The following is a 16951-nucleotide window of genomic DNA, read 5'->3' as shown; positions in this document are numbered from 1 at the left end:
GCGAGTCCGAGATCGAGCGCGTGATCCAGGTCCTCTCCCGCAGGAAGAAGAACAATCCGATCCTGATCGGTGAGCCCGGCGTCGGCAAGACCGCGATCGCGGAGGGTCTCGCGGAGCGTATCGTCGAGAACAAGGTCCCCGAGACGCTCAAGGACAAGCGGATCGTGACGCTCGATCTGGCGGCGGTCGTCGCGGGCACGAAATACCGCGGCCAATTCGAGGAGCGGCTCAAGGCGGTCATGAACGAGATCCGCGAATCGAAGGACACGATCATCTTCATTGACGAGCTCCACACGATCGTCGGCGCCGGAGGCGCGGAGGGCGCGATCGACGCGTCCAACATGCTGAAGCCGGCCCTGGCCCGCGGCGAGCTCCAGTGCATCGGGGCGACCACGCTCGACGAGTTCCGCAAGTACATCGAGAAGGACGGCGCCCTGGAGCGGCGGTTCCAGCCGATCATGGTCGACCCGCCCTCGGTCGATGAGACCATCCAGATCATCCTGGGCCTCCGCGACAAGTACGAAGCGCACCACGGGGCCAAATACACCGACGACGCGATCACCGTCGCGGTGAAGCTCGCCGACCGCTACATCAACGACCGGTTCCTTCCCGACAAGGCGATCGACGTGATCGACGAGGCGGGCGCGTGTGCGCGGCTCAGCATCTCGGCCATTCCGACCGAGGTGCGCGAGCTGGAGAAGCAGGTCGAGGAGGTGGCGAAGGAGAAGGAGGCGGCGATCCAGCAGCAGGAGTTCGAGAAGGCCGCCCGGATCCGCGACCGCGAGAAGGAGCTCCGCGCGAAGCTTCGCGAACTGAAGAAGAACTGGACCGAGATCAAGCACGAGACCCAGGCCACGGTGGACGCGGACCTGATCAGCACGGTGATCGCGCGGATGACCGGGATCCCGATCGCGCGCATCGAGGAGAAGGAATCGGAGAAGCTCCTCCGCATGGAGGAGGAGATCCGGAAGTCGATCGTGGGCCAGGACGAGGCGGTCGCCGCGGTCTCCCGCGCGATCCGGCGCAACCGCGCCGGGCTTCGCGACCCGCGCCGTCCCATCGGCTCCTTCATCTTCCTCGGCCCGACCGGCGTCGGCAAGACCGAGCTCGCCCGGGTCCTCGCGCGCTTCCTCTTCGACGATCCCGACGCGCTGATCCGGATCGACATGTCCGAGTACATGGAGAAATTCTCGGTCTCGCGCCTCATCGGCGCCCCGCCGGGATACGTCGGCCACGAGGAGGGCGGCCAGCTCACCGAGAAGGTGCGGCGGAAGCCCTACTCCGTCGTCCTCCTGGACGAGATCGAGAAGGCGCACCCGGACGTCTTCAACATCCTTTTACAAGTACTTGACGACGGCCAGCTGACCGACAGCCTGCGGCGGAAGGTCGACTTCAAGAACACGGTCCTCATCATGACCTCGAACCTCGGGGCCCGGCAGATCAAGGGCGGGCGGAGCCTCGGGTTCTCGGAGCGGAGCGAGGAGTCGTCCTATACCGGGATGAAGCAAACGGTCATGGACGAGCTCAAGAAGTCGTTCAATCCCGAGTTCCTGAATCGAATCGACGAGGCGATCGTGTTCCATCCGCTCGAGCGACCGCAGATGGCCCAGATCACGGCAATCCTCCTGGAGCAGGTCGCGGATCGCCTGAAGACGAACGGCATCCGCGTGACGCTCGACCATACGGTCGTGGAGCTCCTCATCGAGAAGGGCTTCGACGTCACCCTCGGCGCCCGGCCGCTCAAGCGCAGCATCCAGAAGCTGATCGAGGATCCTCTCTCCGAGCACGTGCTGCGCGGCCACCTGAAAGATGGGAGCGAGGTTGTTGTTTCCCGCCAGGGCGATGAGCTGACATTCTCTTCTTGACCGGCCCGCTCGAGAGGACAGGGAGGTCCGCGACGACGGCGCCCCGCGGGGGCCTCGTTCGGCGGACGCTCGTCTGGCTTGCCGTGGCGGGATCTCTCGGTCTCTTCCTGAGCGCTCGCCAGGGCCTCGCCATCGAGGGAATCCCGAGCCTGGCGCCGACCGACTCCGCGGCCGGGCTCCAGGTCCCAATCGTTCCGCCCCTCGACGGGGGAGCGGCCGCCGGCAAGATCATCCGGGCGATCCGCGCCAAGGGGTTCGTCAACGTGGACTCCATGGTCATCATCCGGACCTTCGGGCTTCGCATCGGCGACCCCTACACCCGGGAGGCCGTCCGGGAGGCCGTCCGGAAGCTTTACCAGAGCGGGCTCTACACCGACGTCAACGTCGTTGACGCGGTCGAGGGGGACGGCGTGACGCTCACGGTGGTCGTGCAGGAGCGCTCGCGGATCAAGGGGATTCGGTTCCAGGGCGCCAAGAAGATCGAGGAATCGAAGCTCAAGGCCAAGCTGACCATCGCCGACGGCCAGCTTCTGGATCAAGGGACGCTCGATCTCGACGCGGGAAAGATCACCGAGGCCTACGCGGAGGATGGATACCCTCGGGCCAAGGTGACGGCGCGGACCGATCCGGCCGGCGCGGGCGTCGTGCAGGTCGTCTTCGTGGTGGACGAGGGCCCGAAGGTCAAGGTCCGCGGCGTCGTCTTCCACGCGGTGGGGGGCGGTCCGTCGTTCAAGCCCGCCGACCTTCGAGGAGCCATGAAGAGCAAGATGCCCGGGTTCCTGCGGGGGGGAACCTTCAAGCCCTCGCAGCTCGACCAGGATGCCACCCAGCTCCGGCTCTTCATGCGGAGCCGCGGCTATAAGGACGCGGATGTCGACTCGATCCGCCCGGTCTACACCGAGGACGGAACGGGGGTCGCCCTCCACGTTTATCTACGTGAGGGCTCGCGCTACCGCTTCGGGATCGCCTTGTGGAGCGGGAACACCGTCGTCCCAACGCCGATACTGACGTCCGTGACGGCGGTCCAGCCCGGAGGGCCGTACAGCGAGGCCCAAATCCACAAGACGCTCGAAGGGGCGTACACGCTCTACCAGGAGCAGGGATTCCTCTACCTCTCGATCGAGCCGAAATTCACCGAGCGGGATTCGATCGTGGACATCGAGTTCGCGATCCAGGAGGGGTCGAGATCCCGCGTCGCCGACCTCGAGATCGTGGGGAACACGCGGACGAAGGAAAACGTGGTGCGGCGGGAGGCGTCGGTCCGTCCGGGCGACGTCTTCCGGCGTTCCGCGCTGATCCGTACCCAGCGCGACATCTTCGGATTGGGCTTCTTCCAGGACGTGAACGTCGACTACGAGCCGACGGGTGACAGCGCCGACATCAAGCTCACCCTCAAGGTGCAGGAGAAGCAGACGGGAACCGCGAGCGCGGGGGCCGGGTTCGCGAGCAGCACGGGATTGACCGGCTTCGTGGAGCTGGGGCACAACAACCTGTTCGGGAACGGGCAAAGCGTCAATCTCCACCTGGAGCGCGGCGGAAAGCGGAGCAGCTACGAAATCGCCTTCACCGATCCTTGGTTCCGGGATACGCCGCTCACCGCGGGGTTCAGCCTCTTCAATACCGAGCGGGAGCTGGACGTCTACAACCGGAAGGACGTCGGCGGCGGGATCCGGTTCGGGAGGCCGGTGTCCTGGCCGGACTATACCCGCGGCTTGATCTCCTACGACCTGCGCAACGTGACCCTCTCCAATTTTATCGCGCACCAACCCGGCGAATCGAGCAACCTCACGACGCTCCGCAACACGGACTGGCCGCGCCTCGTGAGCAGCGTGACGCTGAGCTTCTCTCGCACCAGCACGGATAATCCGTTCTACGCTTCCAAGGGATCGCGCACGACCTGGACCAACACGGTCGCGGGCGGGGCTCTGGGCGGGGTCGAGGAATTCTACAAGAGCACGTTCGACATCAAGAACTTCAGCCGCCTGAGCGGACCGTTGGTGCTCATGCTCCGGGCCCGCACCGGCTTTCTGGGCGGCTCCAGCGTCCCCGACTACGAGCGGTTCCGGCTGGGAGGCACGGCGGTCGACTACCTGAGGGGGTACCCCGATTACTACGTGGTCCCCCGGACCAATATCACGCGGGACCCCGTGACCGGCCTGGTGCTCGAGCGCTACCCGGGCGGGCGGAGGATGCTCGTCGCCGGCGCCGAGATCCAGTTCCCGATCGCGGAGCCGCTCCACGGCCTCCTGTTCTTCGACGCGGGGAACGCCTGGAATTCGACGCGCGAGATCGACCTGGGGGATCTTCGCCGATCCGTCGGCTTCGGGGTCCGGTTCGAGGTTCCGGCGCTGGGCCGGATCGGCTTCGACTTGGGCTACGGCCTTGACCGGGAGGAAGGGCCCGGTTGGAAGACCCACTTCCAGCTGGGCAATACCTTGTGATAAAAGGGGTTAGGTTATGACTATACAGAGGAGCAGGGGTGCGCTAGTGTGGGCCCTTGCGGGCGTGATCGTGGCCCTCTTCGCGGGGGCGGTCAGCGTCCGGGCCGACATCAAGATCGGGTTCATTGACTCGGACCGGATCTTTGCCGAGTATCCGAAAACCCGGGAGGCGCAGGAGTCGTTCAACCGGGAAGTACAGGAGCTCTCAAAGACCGCGAAAGAGAAGAAGACCGAAATCGACGAGCTCCAGCGAAAGTTGGATCAGCAGGGTCCGATGCTCAGCGAAGCCAAGAAGGATGAGCAGAATCGGGAGATCCAGCGGAAGTCGAGCGAATACGAAACGTTCGTCCAGACGAACTGGGGTCCGGGCGGGCGAATCTCGAAGCTGAACGAAGAGTACCTGAAGCCGATCGTCGACCGCGTGCACGCGATCGTGGCCGAGTTCGGAACCGAGGAGGGCTACTCCCTGATCCTGGACAAGGCGCTCGATCTGACCGACCGGGTTCTTCTGGCGTTGCGCCAGGAGGACGAGGGGACCCGCCGAACGACACCCAGGACCAACCAGGGTTCCGGAACCAATCAGAATACGGGCAATCAAGGCCAGCAGTGAGACGCGCCTTCGGCCCGGTGCTTCAACCCTCCTGCCGTCACACTTGTCTCCGATAGAGAGCCGCGAATGAAGGTCACGCTGGATACGGTCGCCAAGGCCATCGACGGCTTAGTCGTCGGAGACGGCACCGTGGAGATCACGGGGGTCGCGGGCATTCGCAAAAAAAAAGAAGGGGACCTCACGTTCCTGGCCAATCCCAAATACGAGCCGTACCTCGCGTGCACTCACGCGTCGGCGATCATCGTCGCGGAGAATCACCGAAACGTGGCGAAGCCGCTGATCCAGAACCCGAACCCGTACCTGGCCTTCCTGAAGGCGGTCCGGTTCTTCCAGGGAGACGAGGAGCGGCCGGCCCAGGGCGTCCACGCGACCGCGGTCGTGGCGAAGGACGCGTCGGGGTCCTGGAACGGGGCGTTTCCGTGGGCCCGCGCGCGGTCGTCCAGGCTGGATGCTTCGTCGGCGCCGGCGCGCGGATCGGCGCCGACGCGTTTCTCTATCCGAACGTGACCCTGCGCGAGCGATGCGAGATCGGAGCGCGGGCGATCATCCACTCCGGAACGGTGATCGGAAGCGACGGATTCGGTTTCGTGCGCGATGGCGATGTGCACCGCAAGCTCCCCCAGGTGGGCAACGTCGTCGTGGAGGACGACGTGGAGCTGGGCGCCTGCGTCACCATCGATCGCGCGACGACCGGGACTACCCGGATCGGCGCCGGCAGCAAGATCGACAACCTGGTCCAGATCGCCCACAACGTCCAGGTGGGCAAGAACTGCATCATCGTGGCCCAGGTCGGGATCTCGGGAAGCACCGTCCTCGGCGACGACGTGGTCCTGGCCGGCCAGGTCGGCGTCGTCGGGCACATTGAGATCGGAGCCGGCGCTATGATCGGCGCCAAGTCGGGCGTATCGAAGTCGGTGAAGCCCGGCGAGAAACTCTTCGGATATCCGGCCCTCCCGGTCACGCAAGCGATGCGGATCGAGGCCAGCCTGCGGCATCTGCCCGAGCTCCTCCAGACGGTTCGCCAGCTCAAGCGGCGCGTCGAGGAGCTCGAGGGTCCCTCCAGCCTCAAGTGAACACTCCCAACCAGCGCACGCTCGGCCGCGTCATCGCGTACGACGGGGTCGGCCTCCATACCGGCGTCGGCTGTCATGTCGAGTTCCGTCCGGCCGCGCCGGGCACGGGGATTCGGTTCGTCCGGCTCGACCTGCCCGGCAAGCCCGAGATTCCGGTGGCGCCCCGTTACGCGCGCGTCGACACCGACCACATGCGGCGGACGATCTTGAAGAACGGCGACGCCGAGGTGCACACGGTCGAGCACATCCTGGCCGCGGCGGCCGGATTGGGAATCGACAATCTCATCATCGCCCTGAACGCGCAGGAGCCGCCCGAGCCGGCCGACGGCAGCGCGGGCCCCTACGTCCGCCTCTTTCAGGACGCGGGGATCGTGGAGCAGCCGGCGCCGCGGCGTTACTTCCGGGTCACCGAGCCGGTCCGCTACGAGGAGAACGGGGTCATCCTGGTGGGGCTGCCGCACGACGGCCTGCGCGTGACCTTCACGATCGAGTACACGAACGCCTGGCGGGGCACCCAGCACGCCACCTACGACATCGATCCGGAGGTCTTCATCCGGGAGATCGCGCCCGCGCGCACCTTCGTGCTCGAGCGCGACGTGGAAAAGCTCCGCGCGCGGGGGATGATCCTGGGCGGCACGCTCCAGAACGCCGTCGTCGTGCAGCCGACCGGGATCATGAACCAGGAGCCGCTCCGGTTCGAAGACGAGTTCGTCCGGCACAAGATCCTGGATTTTCTCGGGGACCTCTATCTGCTCGGGCGCCCGGCCCGGGGGCATTTCCTCTCCATCAAGTCGGGCCACGCGACCAACGTGAGGTTCGTCCAGCGGCTTGCGGCCGCGGAGGAGCCGGGCAACCTGCTCCGCACGGCGACCTCGAACGGAGACTCGGGCCCGATTCAGCTCGACATCAACGCGATCCAGAAGATCATGCCGCATCGGTACCCGTTCCTGCTCATCGATCGCATCCTGAGCCTCGAGGCGAATCGGGTCGTCGGCATCAAAAACGTCACGATCAACGAGCCCTTTTTCTCGGGCCATTTTCCGGGTCATCCGATCATGCCGGCGGTGCTGATCATCGAGGCCATGGCGCAGTGCGGGGGAGTGCTTCTCCTCAACACGGTCGAGCGCCCGAAAGACAAGCTGGTCTACTTCATGGGAATCAATAACGCGAAGTTCCGGAAGCCCGTGCGGCCCGGGGATCAGCTTCGGTTCGAGCTGACCCTGCTCCGCCTCAAGTCACGGATCTGCAAGATGGAGGGGAAGGCCTACGTCGATGGAGACCTCGTCGCGGAAGCAGAGCTTCTCTCAAGCATTGTCGAGCGCAGTCCCTGAAGTCGATCGCCTGACCGGGACGTGGGCCCGCGTCGAGGGCGCGGTGCTCCCGCTCCCCAGCGCGCGGGAGCACGCCAGGCCGTCGGTCCACCCGGCCGCGATCGTCGAAAAGGGGGCGGAGCTGGGTCCGGGCGTCGAGATCGGACCCTTCTCGTACATCGGCCCGAAGGCCGTGCTCGGGGAAGGGACACGCGTTGGGCTCCACGTCGTCATCGAGGGGCGCACCACGATCGGGGCCCGTTGCCAGATCCATCACGGGGCGGTGATCGGGAACCTGCCCCAGGACTTGAAGTATCGCGGCGCGCCGAGCGAGGTCGTGATCGGGAACGACACGACCGTGCGCGAGTACGCGACGATCCACGCCGCGACCGAAGAGGGGGAGACCACCCTCGTGGGCGACCACGTGCTCCTGATGGCCTACGCCCACGTCGCGCACAACTGCCGCCTCGGAAACCACGTCATCCTCGCCAACGCGGTCAATCTCGCCGGCCACGTCCGGGTCGACGAGTACGCGATTCTCGGCGGCCTCACACCGGTCCACCAATTCGTCGCGATCGGCTGCCACGCGTTCGTCGGCGGCGGCTCGCGCGTGCCTCAAGACGTTCCGCCGTACGTGAAAGCGGCCGGGAACCCGCTCCGGGCCTGCGGGCTGAACGCGATCGGAATGGATCGCAGGGGGATCCCCGCCGAGGTTCGCCTCGAGCTCAAGCGCGCCTATCGCATTCTCTATCGCTCCCAGCTCAACGTCTCCCAGGCCCTCGATCGGATCCAGGGGGAGCTGAAGCCGTATCCCGAGGTCCATGAATTCGTGGAATTCGTCCGGAGCTCGGAGCGGGGCATCGTCCGGTGAAAGCGGTTCGCGTCGGGGTGGTCGGCGTCGGCCACTTAGGCACCCACCACGCGCGCGCCTGGTCCCGGATCGAGGGGGTGGCGCTCGCGGGGGCCTATGACCCCGACCCCGGCGCCCGCGGGCGGACGGCCGGGGAGCCCGCGCTCAAGTTCTTCGATTCTTTCGAAGCGCTCCTGGATCAGGTCGATCTCGTCTCGATCGCGGCCCCCACCCCCGCGCACGCCGATCTCGCGATCGAGTCGCTCGGGCGCGGGGTGCATGTCCTCGTCGAGAAGCCGATCGCGGCGCACCCGGAGCAGGGCGAGCGGATGCTTCAAGCGGCCCGCCACGCCGAGCGCGTCCTCTCGGTCGGGCACGTGGAGCGCCACAACCCCGCCGTCGCGGCGGCGCTCCCGCACCTTCGCTCCCCCAAGTTCATCGAAGCCCACCGCTTGGCCCCGCCGGTCAACCGGGGGATCGACGTCGACGTCGTCCTCGACCTGATGATCCACGACCTGGATCTGACCCTCCTCGCCACGCGCTCGCGCATCGTGGAGGTGCACGCGGTCGGGGTTCCCGTCCTCACGCCGAGGATCGACATCGCGAACGCCCGGCTGGTCCTGGAATCGGGCTGCGTCGCGAACCTGACGGCGAGCCGGATCTCGCGCGAGAAGGTCCGCAAGATCCGGTTCTTCGAGTCGAGCGAGTACCTCTCGATCGATTGCCTGAATCGGACGATCGAGGCGTATTCGCTCGCCCCCGCGTCGGCCGGGGCGGAGGCCGGCGATTGGATGCGCCGGATTCGCCCGCTCGCGATTCGCGTAACGGAGAGCGATCCGCTGGAGTCCGAGCTCAGACACGTCCTCTCCCTCCTGGCCGAGCCGGCGCGCTCGTGGGCGGAGTCGGAGACGGCTCTCGACGCGCTCCGGGCGGCCGATCTGATCGGGCGGCAGATCGCGCCGATTCTCCCCCAGGGCATTCCGGTCTGACCGCGGTCAGCCTCATCGTGTCGGCCGGCGATCCCTCGGGGGACCGGCTCGGCGCGGCGCTTCTCGACGCCCTGCGCGCCCGCGGAGTCTCGGTTGAAGCCGCGGGCCTCGGGGGTCCGGCGCTCCGCGCCGCCGGCTTCACGGAGGTCGCGTCGATGGAGTCGGTGGCCGTGATGGGCTTCGCAGAGGTCATCCGCCACCTTCCCGCGATCCGCCGCGCCCGCGCGGCGCTCGTGGATCTGCTGGCCCGGCGTTCCGATGCGATCTTCCTTCCGATCGACTCGCCCGGATTGAACCTCGGGCTCGCTCGAGCGGCCCACCGCATGGGGCGCGGCGTGGTGTACTACGTCTGTCCGCAGATCTGGGCCTGGGGATATGGGCGTGTCCGGCGACTCCGGGAGGACGTGGATTTGACGCTCCTGCTCTTCCGCTTCGAGGAGGCGATCCTGAGCCGCGAGGGAGCGCGGGCGCGCTGGGTGGGGCATCCCGCCGGCGCCTTGACCACCGATCCCGGGCGGCGCGAAGAGGCACGCCGCGGGCTGGGGATCGCTCCCTCGGAGACCTTGATCGCGGTCCTTCCGGGGAGCCGCCGCGGCGAAGTGCGCCGCCACCTCGGGCCCATGCTCGAGGCGGCCGCCCGGCTCGTGAACCACGGCGCACGGGGGATCCGGGTCGCGGTGAGCGACGCGGGACCGGTCGCCGGGATCGCCTCGCGCGGGAGAGTGGCCGATCTGTGGCGGCTGATCGCGCCGATCCACCATCGCGGCGATTCGGAGACACTGCTCCGCGCCGCGGACCTGGCGCTCGTGGCTTCGGGAACCGCGACGCTCGAGACGGCCGCGCTCGGCGTGCCGATGGTGATCGTCTACAAGACCGGCGCCCTCAACTACGCGATCGCGCGGCGCGTGGTGCGCCTCCAGCGGATCGGGCTTGCCAATATCGTCGCGGAGTCGGACGCCGCGCCGGAGCGGATCCAGGGAAACGCGACCGGACCGCGGATCGCCTCCGCCGCGGCGACGCTCCTCGATGTGCCGGCCGAGCGCGAGCGGCAGCGCGCCGCCTTCGCCTCGCTCCAGGAGCGCCTTGGCGGCGCGGGCTCCGCCGGCCGCGCGGCCGATGCCCTCCTCGAGTTCATCTCCGAGCGACGCCCGGCCACCGCGGCGGCGTCCTCTGGCTGAGGCGGCCAGGTGGCGATCGGCCTCGCGGCGTACCGGGCGGCGACCTCCTTCCTCGGCCCGCCCGTAGCATCTCTCTTGGGGCGGCTCGGTCCGGTGGACGGGATCTGGCGCGCCGGGTTCCGCGGCGCCGGGACGGAAACCCACCGCGCGACGGGCACGGTCTGGGTGCACGCCGCCTCGATGGGCGAGGTCGGAATGGCGAGGACCTGGATCGAGGAGCTCCTCGCGCGCGGCGAGCGGTCTCCCGTCCTTCTCACAACGCGGACACGGACCGGACTGGAACGCGCGCGAAGAGAGCTCGGGGACCGCGTCGCTGCCCGCATCGCCCCGCATGACCTGCCCGGCATCGTCGGCTCGGTCCTGGACGACGCCCGGCCCAGACGGATCGACGTCATCGAGACCGAGATCTGGCCGAACATGCTGGTGGAGGCGAGGCGCCGCTCTTCGCCCGTGACCTTCGTGTGCGCTGCCATCTCGGAGCGCTCGACGGCGCGCCTTCGGTCCCTGGGGATCGCGGGCCGGGCGCTCTTTGGCGAGGGCATCTTCGCCTTGCCGCAATCCGAGGCGCACGCCGCGCGCTTCGAATCGCTGGGCGTTCCCCAGGAGCGGATCCGGATGATGGGTGACCTCAAGGCGGCCGGAGCGGCGCGCGGCGTGCCCGAAGGTCGACCGTTCGCATCTCGCCCGGCGTTGATTTTCGGGAGCCTCCGTCCCGGCGAGGAAGGGGCGGCGCTCCGGATGGGCGTCCAGCTGGAGCGGCACCGGGTCCGAACGGCGATGGAATCAGGCGAGGCGAAGGCGCGGCAAGACCGCGAGGGCATCTTCGAGGGCAGGAGCCGCGCGCTCCTCGTGATCGCCCCGCGGCATGCGGACGGGGAAGCCCGCGTGCGGGCGGTCTTCGCGTCGAGCGGGTTCGAGCTCGCGGCTCGAGACGAAGCCACCCGAGGGACCGACGTCGTCTCCTGGATCGACGAGGTCTCGAGGCGCCCGGGAATGCGCGCCGCCCTCCTCGCGACCCGAGGGGAGCTGGACCGCGCCTATGGAGCGGCGTGGGGTGCCGTCATCGGGGGGACCTTCGCTCCGTTCGGCGGCCACAACGTCTGGGAGCCCGCGGCGCGGGCCTGTCCCGTCCTGGTCGGCCCCTACCATGCGCAGGTGGCCACCGCGATCGATGCGATCGTCGGCGAAGGAGGCGGGCGGATCGTCACCGGCGCGGAAGAGCGATTGCGCGAGGCCCTCGACTCGTGGCTCGCCGACCCCGAGCTCGAGCGAGTCGGCGCCGCGGCGGCGCGGGCGGCCGCGCGCGCGTCGGGCGCCACGGAGCGGGGGATCGCCGCGCTCGCGGCGTGGGGTCTCCTGCCGAAATCGGCGCCCGCGATCGCATGAGGCCGGAGAGCGTGGGTCGCCGGGGTCTCGCCGGTGCCAGGCGGCGCGGTCTTGTCGGCGTCCTCGAGCGCGGCTGGTCCGGCGAGGCCGGGTCGATCCCGTGGACGCGCGCGCTCCTTCCCGCCGCGGCGGTCTACGCCGCGGCCTCCGCCCGCGCGCGCGCTCGCGCCGCGGACGCTCGCCGTTCTCTTCCCGGCCTCTATGTGATCTCGATCGGGAACCTCACGGTCGGTGGCACCGGAAAGACCGCCCTCGCCCGGTGGCTCGCCCTTCAGGCGATGGAGCTCGGCGCGAGCCCGGCGGTACTCCTGCGAGGCCACGGCGCGATCCGGCGCGACAGGGATACCGATGTGGTGCCCGATCTGGACGGCTATCCGCTCGGGCAAGCGGTGGACCGCCTTGGAGACGAAGCGGCCGCGCATCGCGCCGCCCTCCCGCGCGGGGCGACGGTCGTGGTCGATCGGGATCGGTACCGGGGAGCTCGCGCCGCGCAAAGCGGATACGGCGCCCGGGTCGCGATCCTCGACGACGGCTGGGAGCAGGGCGGCTTGCGGTGGGACGAGCTATGGGTGACCCTGGACCCGGACCGGCCTCAAGGGAATGGATTGGTCCTTCCCGCGGGACCGCTCCGCCGCCCCGCGTCGACCCTTCGTGAGGCCTCGGTGATCGCCTTTGTGATGGAGGAGGCAGGAGTGGAGCTCCCGGCCGCGACGAAGAGCTGGGTCGCTGCGCGGGCTCCCGGTGTGCCGATGCTCCGGTTCCGGCGCCATCTGGACGGTACGTCGGCGATCGGGGAAAGGACGGCGGAGCCATGGGGCGCGGGGGCCCCGCCGGCCGGCCTTCTCTCGGGCGTCGGAGCGCCCGCCCGCCTCGAGCGATTCGCGCGGGCTTCCGGCATCCGCCTCGCCTCGCATTCCGTGTTCCCGGACCACGCGCGCTGGAGCGCCGATGCGGTCGCCTCCGCGCTCCGGTTCGCGTCGGGGGCCGGCGCCGCGATCGCCCTGATCACGGAGAAGGACGAGCCCCGCTGGCCCGGAGGATTGAGCTCGACCCTCCCGGTGCGCGTGCTCCGGGCCTCACTTCGTCCCCTCGACCCGGTCGAGGGAGCGCTGGCGCGGCTCCGCGCCGCGGCGGCAGCGACGCCCCCGATCGGGCCAATCTCCCGCACGGAAGGACCGGACCGTCGGTGAAGCGATCGAAGCAGAGCCAGCTCGAAGCGGACGTGCTCGTGATCGGGAGCGGGATCGCGGGACTTTCCGTTGCCCTCCACGCGGCCCAGTTCGCGCGCGTTCTCGTCGCGACCAAGGTCGATGCCCTCGAGTCGAACACCAATTACGCGCAGGGAGGGGTCGCGGCCGCGCTGGGGGAGGACGACGCGCTCTCGATCCACGAGCGCGACACATTGGAATGCGGCCGCGGCCTCTGCGATCCCGAGGCGGTTCACGTCCTGGTCGAGGACGGCCCGACCGAGATCATGCGCCTCGTTTCGCTCGGGGTCCGGTTTTCGCGCGATCCGCGCGATCGCGGTCGGTTCGCCCTGGGGCGCGAGGGCGGGCATTCGAGGCGAAGGATCGTCCACGCGAGGGACCGGACCGGGAACGCGATCGAGCGGGTGCTCCTCAAGAAAGCGCGTGCTCACCCCAAGATCACGGTTCTCGAGAACCACCTGGCCGTCGATCTCATCCTCGAATCGCGGCATCTGGGAGGCCGGAGGAGGCTGCCCTCGAGGGACCGCGTCTGGGGCGCGTACCTGCTGGATCGGGCGACGGGGGAGATCGTTCCCGCCGCCGCGAAGGCCACGGTGCTCGCCACCGGCGGATGCGGCAAGGCCTACCTCTACACGACGAACCCGGACATCGCGACCGGCGACGGGCTCGCGGCGGCGTTCCGCGCGGGCGCGCCGGTCGCCAACCTCGAATTCATGCAGTTTCACCCCACCTGCCTCTACCATCCGGAAGCCAAGTCGTTTCTCATCTCCGAGGCGGTGCGTGGGGAGGGCGCGAAGCTCCTCACGACCGACGGAAAGCCGTTCATGCAGCGCTACCACCGGCTGCGCGAGCTGGCGCCGCGCGATACCGTGGCGCGCGCGATCGACTTCGAGATGAAGCGCCGCGGCGACAAGTACGTCCTCCTGGACATGGCGCGCCTCGGCAAGCGGCTTCTGATGCGCCGGTTCCCCCATATCACGAAGCGCGTGCAGGAGCTTGGCTACGACATCTTCCACGACCCGATCCCGGTCGTCCCGGCGGCACACTACATGTGCGGGGGCGTCGTCACCGATCTGGAGGGGCGGACGGCGATCCCGGGCCTCTACGCGTGCGGCGAGGTGGCCTCGACCGGCGTCCACGGGGCGAACCGCCTCGCGTCCAACTCCCTTCTCGAGGCGATGGTCTTCTCGCGCCGCGCCGGCAGGGCGGTGCTCCGCCAAGTGGCCCAGGAGCCCGGGGATCGGCCGCCGCGCCTCCCGTCCTGGCGCCTGGACGGGGCGGTGCAGGCGAAGGAGCAGGTGATCTTCGACCACAATTGGGATGCCTTGCGGCGGGTCATGTGGGACTATATGGGTATCGTACGCAGTGACGAACGTCTGGCTCGGGCCGCGGCCATGGTGCGGGTGCTCCGGGACCAGACCGAGAGCGACTACTGGAGGTATCGGCTCGACGCCGATCTGGTGGAGCTCAGGAACGTCGGCTTGGTCGCGGATCTGATCGTGGCCTGCGCCCGGCGGCGCCGGGAGAGCCGCGGGCTCCACTACAACGTCGACCATCCAAAGGTCGACGACCGCCGCTACCGCCGAGACACCGTGCTCACCCGGCAGGACGTGCGCTGATGGCGATAGACTTCGAAACCGCGATTCTGGACGTCGCGCAAAAACACGGCCGCTACAAGCCGAACGCCTACCGCTTCACGCTCGATGCGGTCCACCACACCGTCGATCATCTCAAGGAGATTCGCCACGTCACCGGCGGCGAGCTTCTGGACGGGATCCGGGATCTGGCCCTGGCCCGATTCGGCCCGATGGCCAAGACCGTGTTCGAGCAGTGGGGGATCGGAACCACCGAGGATTTCGGGGAGATCGTGTTCCAGCTCGTGGAGCAGGGGCTCCTCGGAAAGACCGACGCCGACAAGAGGAGTGACTTCGCGCGCGGATACGATTTCGACGAAGCCTTCGTCCGCAATTTCGATTGGCTCGACCGAATCGCCCCGAAGCGGCCGTGGGCCGCCGAATAGCGGGCCCGCGCGACTTGACCCGTCCCCGCACCAAGCAATCGAGCGCCTCGCTCCGTCTCCTCCAGTACCTGCGGCCCTACCGCGGTAGGCTCCTCGTCACCGCCGCCCTCATGGTCGGCTTCGCCCTCACGAGCGGGATCACGATCGGCATGATCTCGCCCTTCGTGAAGATCCTCTTCACGCCGCGCCATCAGGCCGCCGTCGGGCCGCGGGCTCCGGGCGCCGCCGAGCCGGCCGCGCCCATCGCGATGATCCCCGGCGTGGGTGGGATGGGGACGGAGCGCGAGATTGGGGCTGGCCCTGCGCCGGGCGCATCCGCCGGCGCTCCGGAGAGCGGGATCGCGCCGCGGTTCACCGGCTGGAAGCGGGACATGCGGACCTGGTTCGAAGGTTTCTTCATGACCGGCGACCCCATCCGCTCGCTCAACCGGATCTGCCTCACGCTCCTGATCGTCTTCCTCCTCAAGAATGCGTTCGATTATCTGCAGAGCGTGCTGACCGTCTGGGTCGAGCAGGCGGTCGTGCGCGATCTGAGGAATGAGGTCTATTCGCACCTCCACCAGCTCTCCCTGTCGTTCTTTCACTCGCGTCGAACCGGGGCGCTCCTCTCGCGTCTTACGAACGACATCTCGCTGGTGCGCGGCGCGCTCGCGGCCGGATTCAGCAACCTCATCAAGAGCGGACTCCTCCTGGCGGTCTGTCTCTTCTGGATTTTCTGGACCTCCTGGCGGCTGGCGCTCCTCTCGGTGATCGTGATCCCGCCCTCGATCTTCCTCATCGTCTGGCTCGGGAAGAAGCTGCGCCGGCGCAGCACCATCACCCAGGAGCGGATGGCGGACCTGAACTCGATCCTCCAGGAGACCCTGACCGGAATCCGGGTGGTGAAGGCGTTCTCCATGGAGGAATTCGAGAAGCGCAAGTTCGCCCGCGCGGCGCAGGACTACTTCCGCTCCTTCGTGAGGCAGAAGCGCCTGGGCTCGATGGCCGGCCCCCTGACGGAGTTCCTCGGCGTGGTGGCCGCCACGCTGGTGCTCTGGTACGGAGGGCACGAAATCCTCCTCCAACGGGCTCTGGAGCCGCAGCAGTTCTTCATCTTTCTCTTCGCGATGCTCCAGTTGATGGCCCCGCTCAAGTCGCTCAGCAACGTGAACGCGACGATCCAGGAGGGGCTCGCGGCGGCGGTGCGCATCTTCCGCCTCCTCGACACGCAGCCGACCGTGGCGAGCCGGCCCGACGCGCGGACGGTGGTGTCGATCCGCGATGGGTTCGAGTTCGAGGGCGTATCGTTCCGCTACGGATCCGGCGGCGACGTGCTGCACGACGTCTCCTTCCGCGCGCGGGTCGGGGAGATGGTGGCGCTGGTAGGGCCGAGCGGGGCGGGGAAGTCGACCCTCGTCGATTTGGTGGCCCGCTTCTACGATCCGAGCCAGGGGCGGATCCTGCTCGACGGCCTGGATCTCCGCGAGTACGACGTCGCCTCGCTCCGTCGGCTGATGGGCGTGGTGACCCAGGAGCCGATCCTGTTCAACGATACCGTCTGGAACAACATCGCCTACGGCGTTCCCGACGCGGACGAGGAGTCGGTCCGTCTCGCCGCCCGGTCGGCGAACGCGGAGCGGTTCATTCTCCAGACGACGGAGGGGTACCAGACCAAGATCGGGGATCGCGGAATGCTGCTCTCGGGCGGCGAGCGGCAGCGGATCGCGATCGCGCGCGCCATCTTCAAGAACCCGCCGCTCCTCCTCCTTGACGAAGCAACGTCCAGCCTCGACTCGGAATCCGAGCTTCTGGTGCAGGAGGCGCTGGAGGCGCTCTTCGCGGGACGCACGGTGTTCGTCATCGCGCACCGACTCTCGACGATCCAGCGGGCGGACCGCATCTTCGTGCTCGACGGGGGCCGGATCGTCCAGACCGGCACCCATCCGGAGCTGGTCCAGGTTCCGGGACTCTACCAGAAGCTGCACCGCCTCCAGTTCCGCCTCGCCGACGCCGAGCTCGCAGCCCAGAACCGGGCGAGCTGA

At 68.3% G+C, this 16951-nt stretch carries 14 protein-coding genes; all 14 read left to right on the top strand.

What is annotated here, in order from left to right:
- The coding region (locus E6K79_01620) for an ATP-dependent Clp protease ATP-binding subunit (GenBank protein TMQ66789.1) at positions 1-1865 on the top strand (1865 nt) is incomplete at its 5' end.
- Positions 1853-4306, top strand: coding sequence for an outer membrane protein assembly factor BamA (gene bamA, locus E6K79_01615; GenBank protein ID TMQ66645.1), 2454 nt, complete (start codon positions 1853-1855; stop codon positions 4304-4306). The genes E6K79_01620 and bamA, both read left to right, overlap by 13 nt.
- A 16-nt stretch (positions 4307-4322) precedes the next feature.
- The gene (locus E6K79_01610) at positions 4323-4916 is read left to right on the top strand and encodes an OmpH family outer membrane protein (protein TMQ66644.1); all 594 of its coding nucleotides are present in this window, start codon (positions 4323-4325) and stop codon (positions 4914-4916) included.
- Positions 4917-4982: 66 nt separating this feature from the next.
- Positions 4983-5423 (top strand): hypothetical protein, encoded by a 441-nt coding sequence (locus E6K79_01605; protein ID TMQ66643.1) that lies wholly within the window; start codon positions 4983-4985, stop codon positions 5421-5423.
- Entirely contained in the window at positions 5135-5989 is an 855-nt protein-coding gene (lpxD, locus tag E6K79_01600) for a UDP-3-O-(3-hydroxymyristoyl)glucosamine N-acyltransferase (GenBank protein ID TMQ66642.1), read from the top strand. Before E6K79_01605 ends, lpxD begins: the two co-directional genes overlap by 289 nt.
- A complete protein-coding gene (locus tag E6K79_01595) occupies positions 5986-7320 on the top strand; it encodes a bifunctional UDP-3-O-[3-hydroxymyristoyl] N-acetylglucosamine deacetylase/3-hydroxyacyl-ACP dehydratase (GenBank protein ID TMQ66641.1) in 1335 nt (444 codons plus the stop codon). The genes lpxD and E6K79_01595 overlap by 4 nt, the downstream gene beginning before the upstream one ends.
- Positions 7262-8170: an acyl-ACP--UDP-N-acetylglucosamine O-acyltransferase gene (gene lpxA, locus E6K79_01590; protein ID TMQ66640.1), complete on the top strand. Its 909-nt coding sequence runs from the start codon at positions 7262-7264 to the stop codon at positions 8168-8170. The genes E6K79_01595 and lpxA overlap by 59 nt, the downstream gene beginning before the upstream one ends.
- Positions 8125-9138, top strand: coding sequence for a Gfo/Idh/MocA family oxidoreductase (locus E6K79_01585; protein ID TMQ66639.1), 1014 nt, complete (start codon positions 8125-8127; stop codon positions 9136-9138). The genes lpxA and E6K79_01585 overlap by 46 nt, the downstream gene beginning before the upstream one ends.
- Positions 8775-10316 carry a lipid-A-disaccharide synthase gene (lpxB, locus tag E6K79_01580; GenBank protein TMQ66638.1) on the top strand — a complete coding sequence of 514 codons (1542 nt, stop codon included), beginning with the start codon at positions 8775-8777 and terminating at the stop codon, positions 10314-10316. Before E6K79_01585 ends, lpxB begins: the two co-directional genes overlap by 364 nt.
- Before the next feature lie 9 nt (positions 10317-10325).
- Positions 10326-11702 (top strand): hypothetical protein, encoded by a 1377-nt coding sequence (locus tag E6K79_01575; GenBank protein ID TMQ66637.1) that lies wholly within the window; start codon positions 10326-10328, stop codon positions 11700-11702.
- Positions 11699-12892 carry a tetraacyldisaccharide 4'-kinase gene (gene lpxK / locus E6K79_01570; protein TMQ66636.1) on the top strand — a complete coding sequence of 398 codons (1194 nt, stop codon included), beginning with the start codon at positions 11699-11701 and terminating at the stop codon, positions 12890-12892. Before E6K79_01575 ends, lpxK begins: the two co-directional genes overlap by 4 nt.
- Positions 12889-14529 (top strand): L-aspartate oxidase, encoded by a 1641-nt coding sequence (nadB, locus tag E6K79_01565; protein TMQ66635.1) that lies wholly within the window; start codon positions 12889-12891, stop codon positions 14527-14529. The genes lpxK and nadB overlap by 4 nt, the downstream gene beginning before the upstream one ends.
- A complete protein-coding gene (locus E6K79_01560) occupies positions 14529-14930 on the top strand; it encodes a hypothetical protein (protein TMQ66634.1) in 402 nt (133 codons plus the stop codon). Before nadB ends, E6K79_01560 begins: the two co-directional genes overlap by 1 nt.
- A gap of 14 nt (positions 14931-14944) precedes the next feature.
- The gene (locus tag E6K79_01555; GenBank protein ID TMQ66633.1) at positions 14945-16951 is read left to right on the top strand and encodes an ABC transporter ATP-binding protein; all 2007 of its coding nucleotides are present in this window, start codon (positions 14945-14947) and stop codon (positions 16949-16951) included.

This window comes from Candidatus Eisenbacteria bacterium (genome assembly GCA_005893305.1).
Taxonomy (GTDB): Bacteria; Eisenbacteria; RBG-16-71-46; order SZUA-252; family SZUA-252; genus WS-9.
This window is presented reverse-complemented; position numbering and strand designations above follow the sequence as displayed.

Coding starts and splice junctions, on each gene's coding strand:
- E6K79_01610 (TMQ66644.1), top strand. CDS start 4,323: ATGACTATACAGAGGAGCAGGGGTGCGCTAGTGTGGGCCCTTGCGGGC.
- E6K79_01605 (TMQ66643.1), top strand. CDS start 4,983: ATGAAGGTCACGCTGGATACGGTCGCCAAGGCCATCGACGGCTTAGTC.
- lpxA (TMQ66640.1), top strand. CDS start 7,262: ATGGAGACCTCGTCGCGGAAGCAGAGCTTCTCTCAAGCATTGTCGAGC.
- lpxK (TMQ66636.1), top strand. CDS start 11,699: ATGAGGCCGGAGAGCGTGGGTCGCCGGGGTCTCGCCGGTGCCAGGCGG.
- E6K79_01560 (TMQ66634.1), top strand. CDS start 14,529: ATGGCGATAGACTTCGAAACCGCGATTCTGGACGTCGCGCAAAAACAC.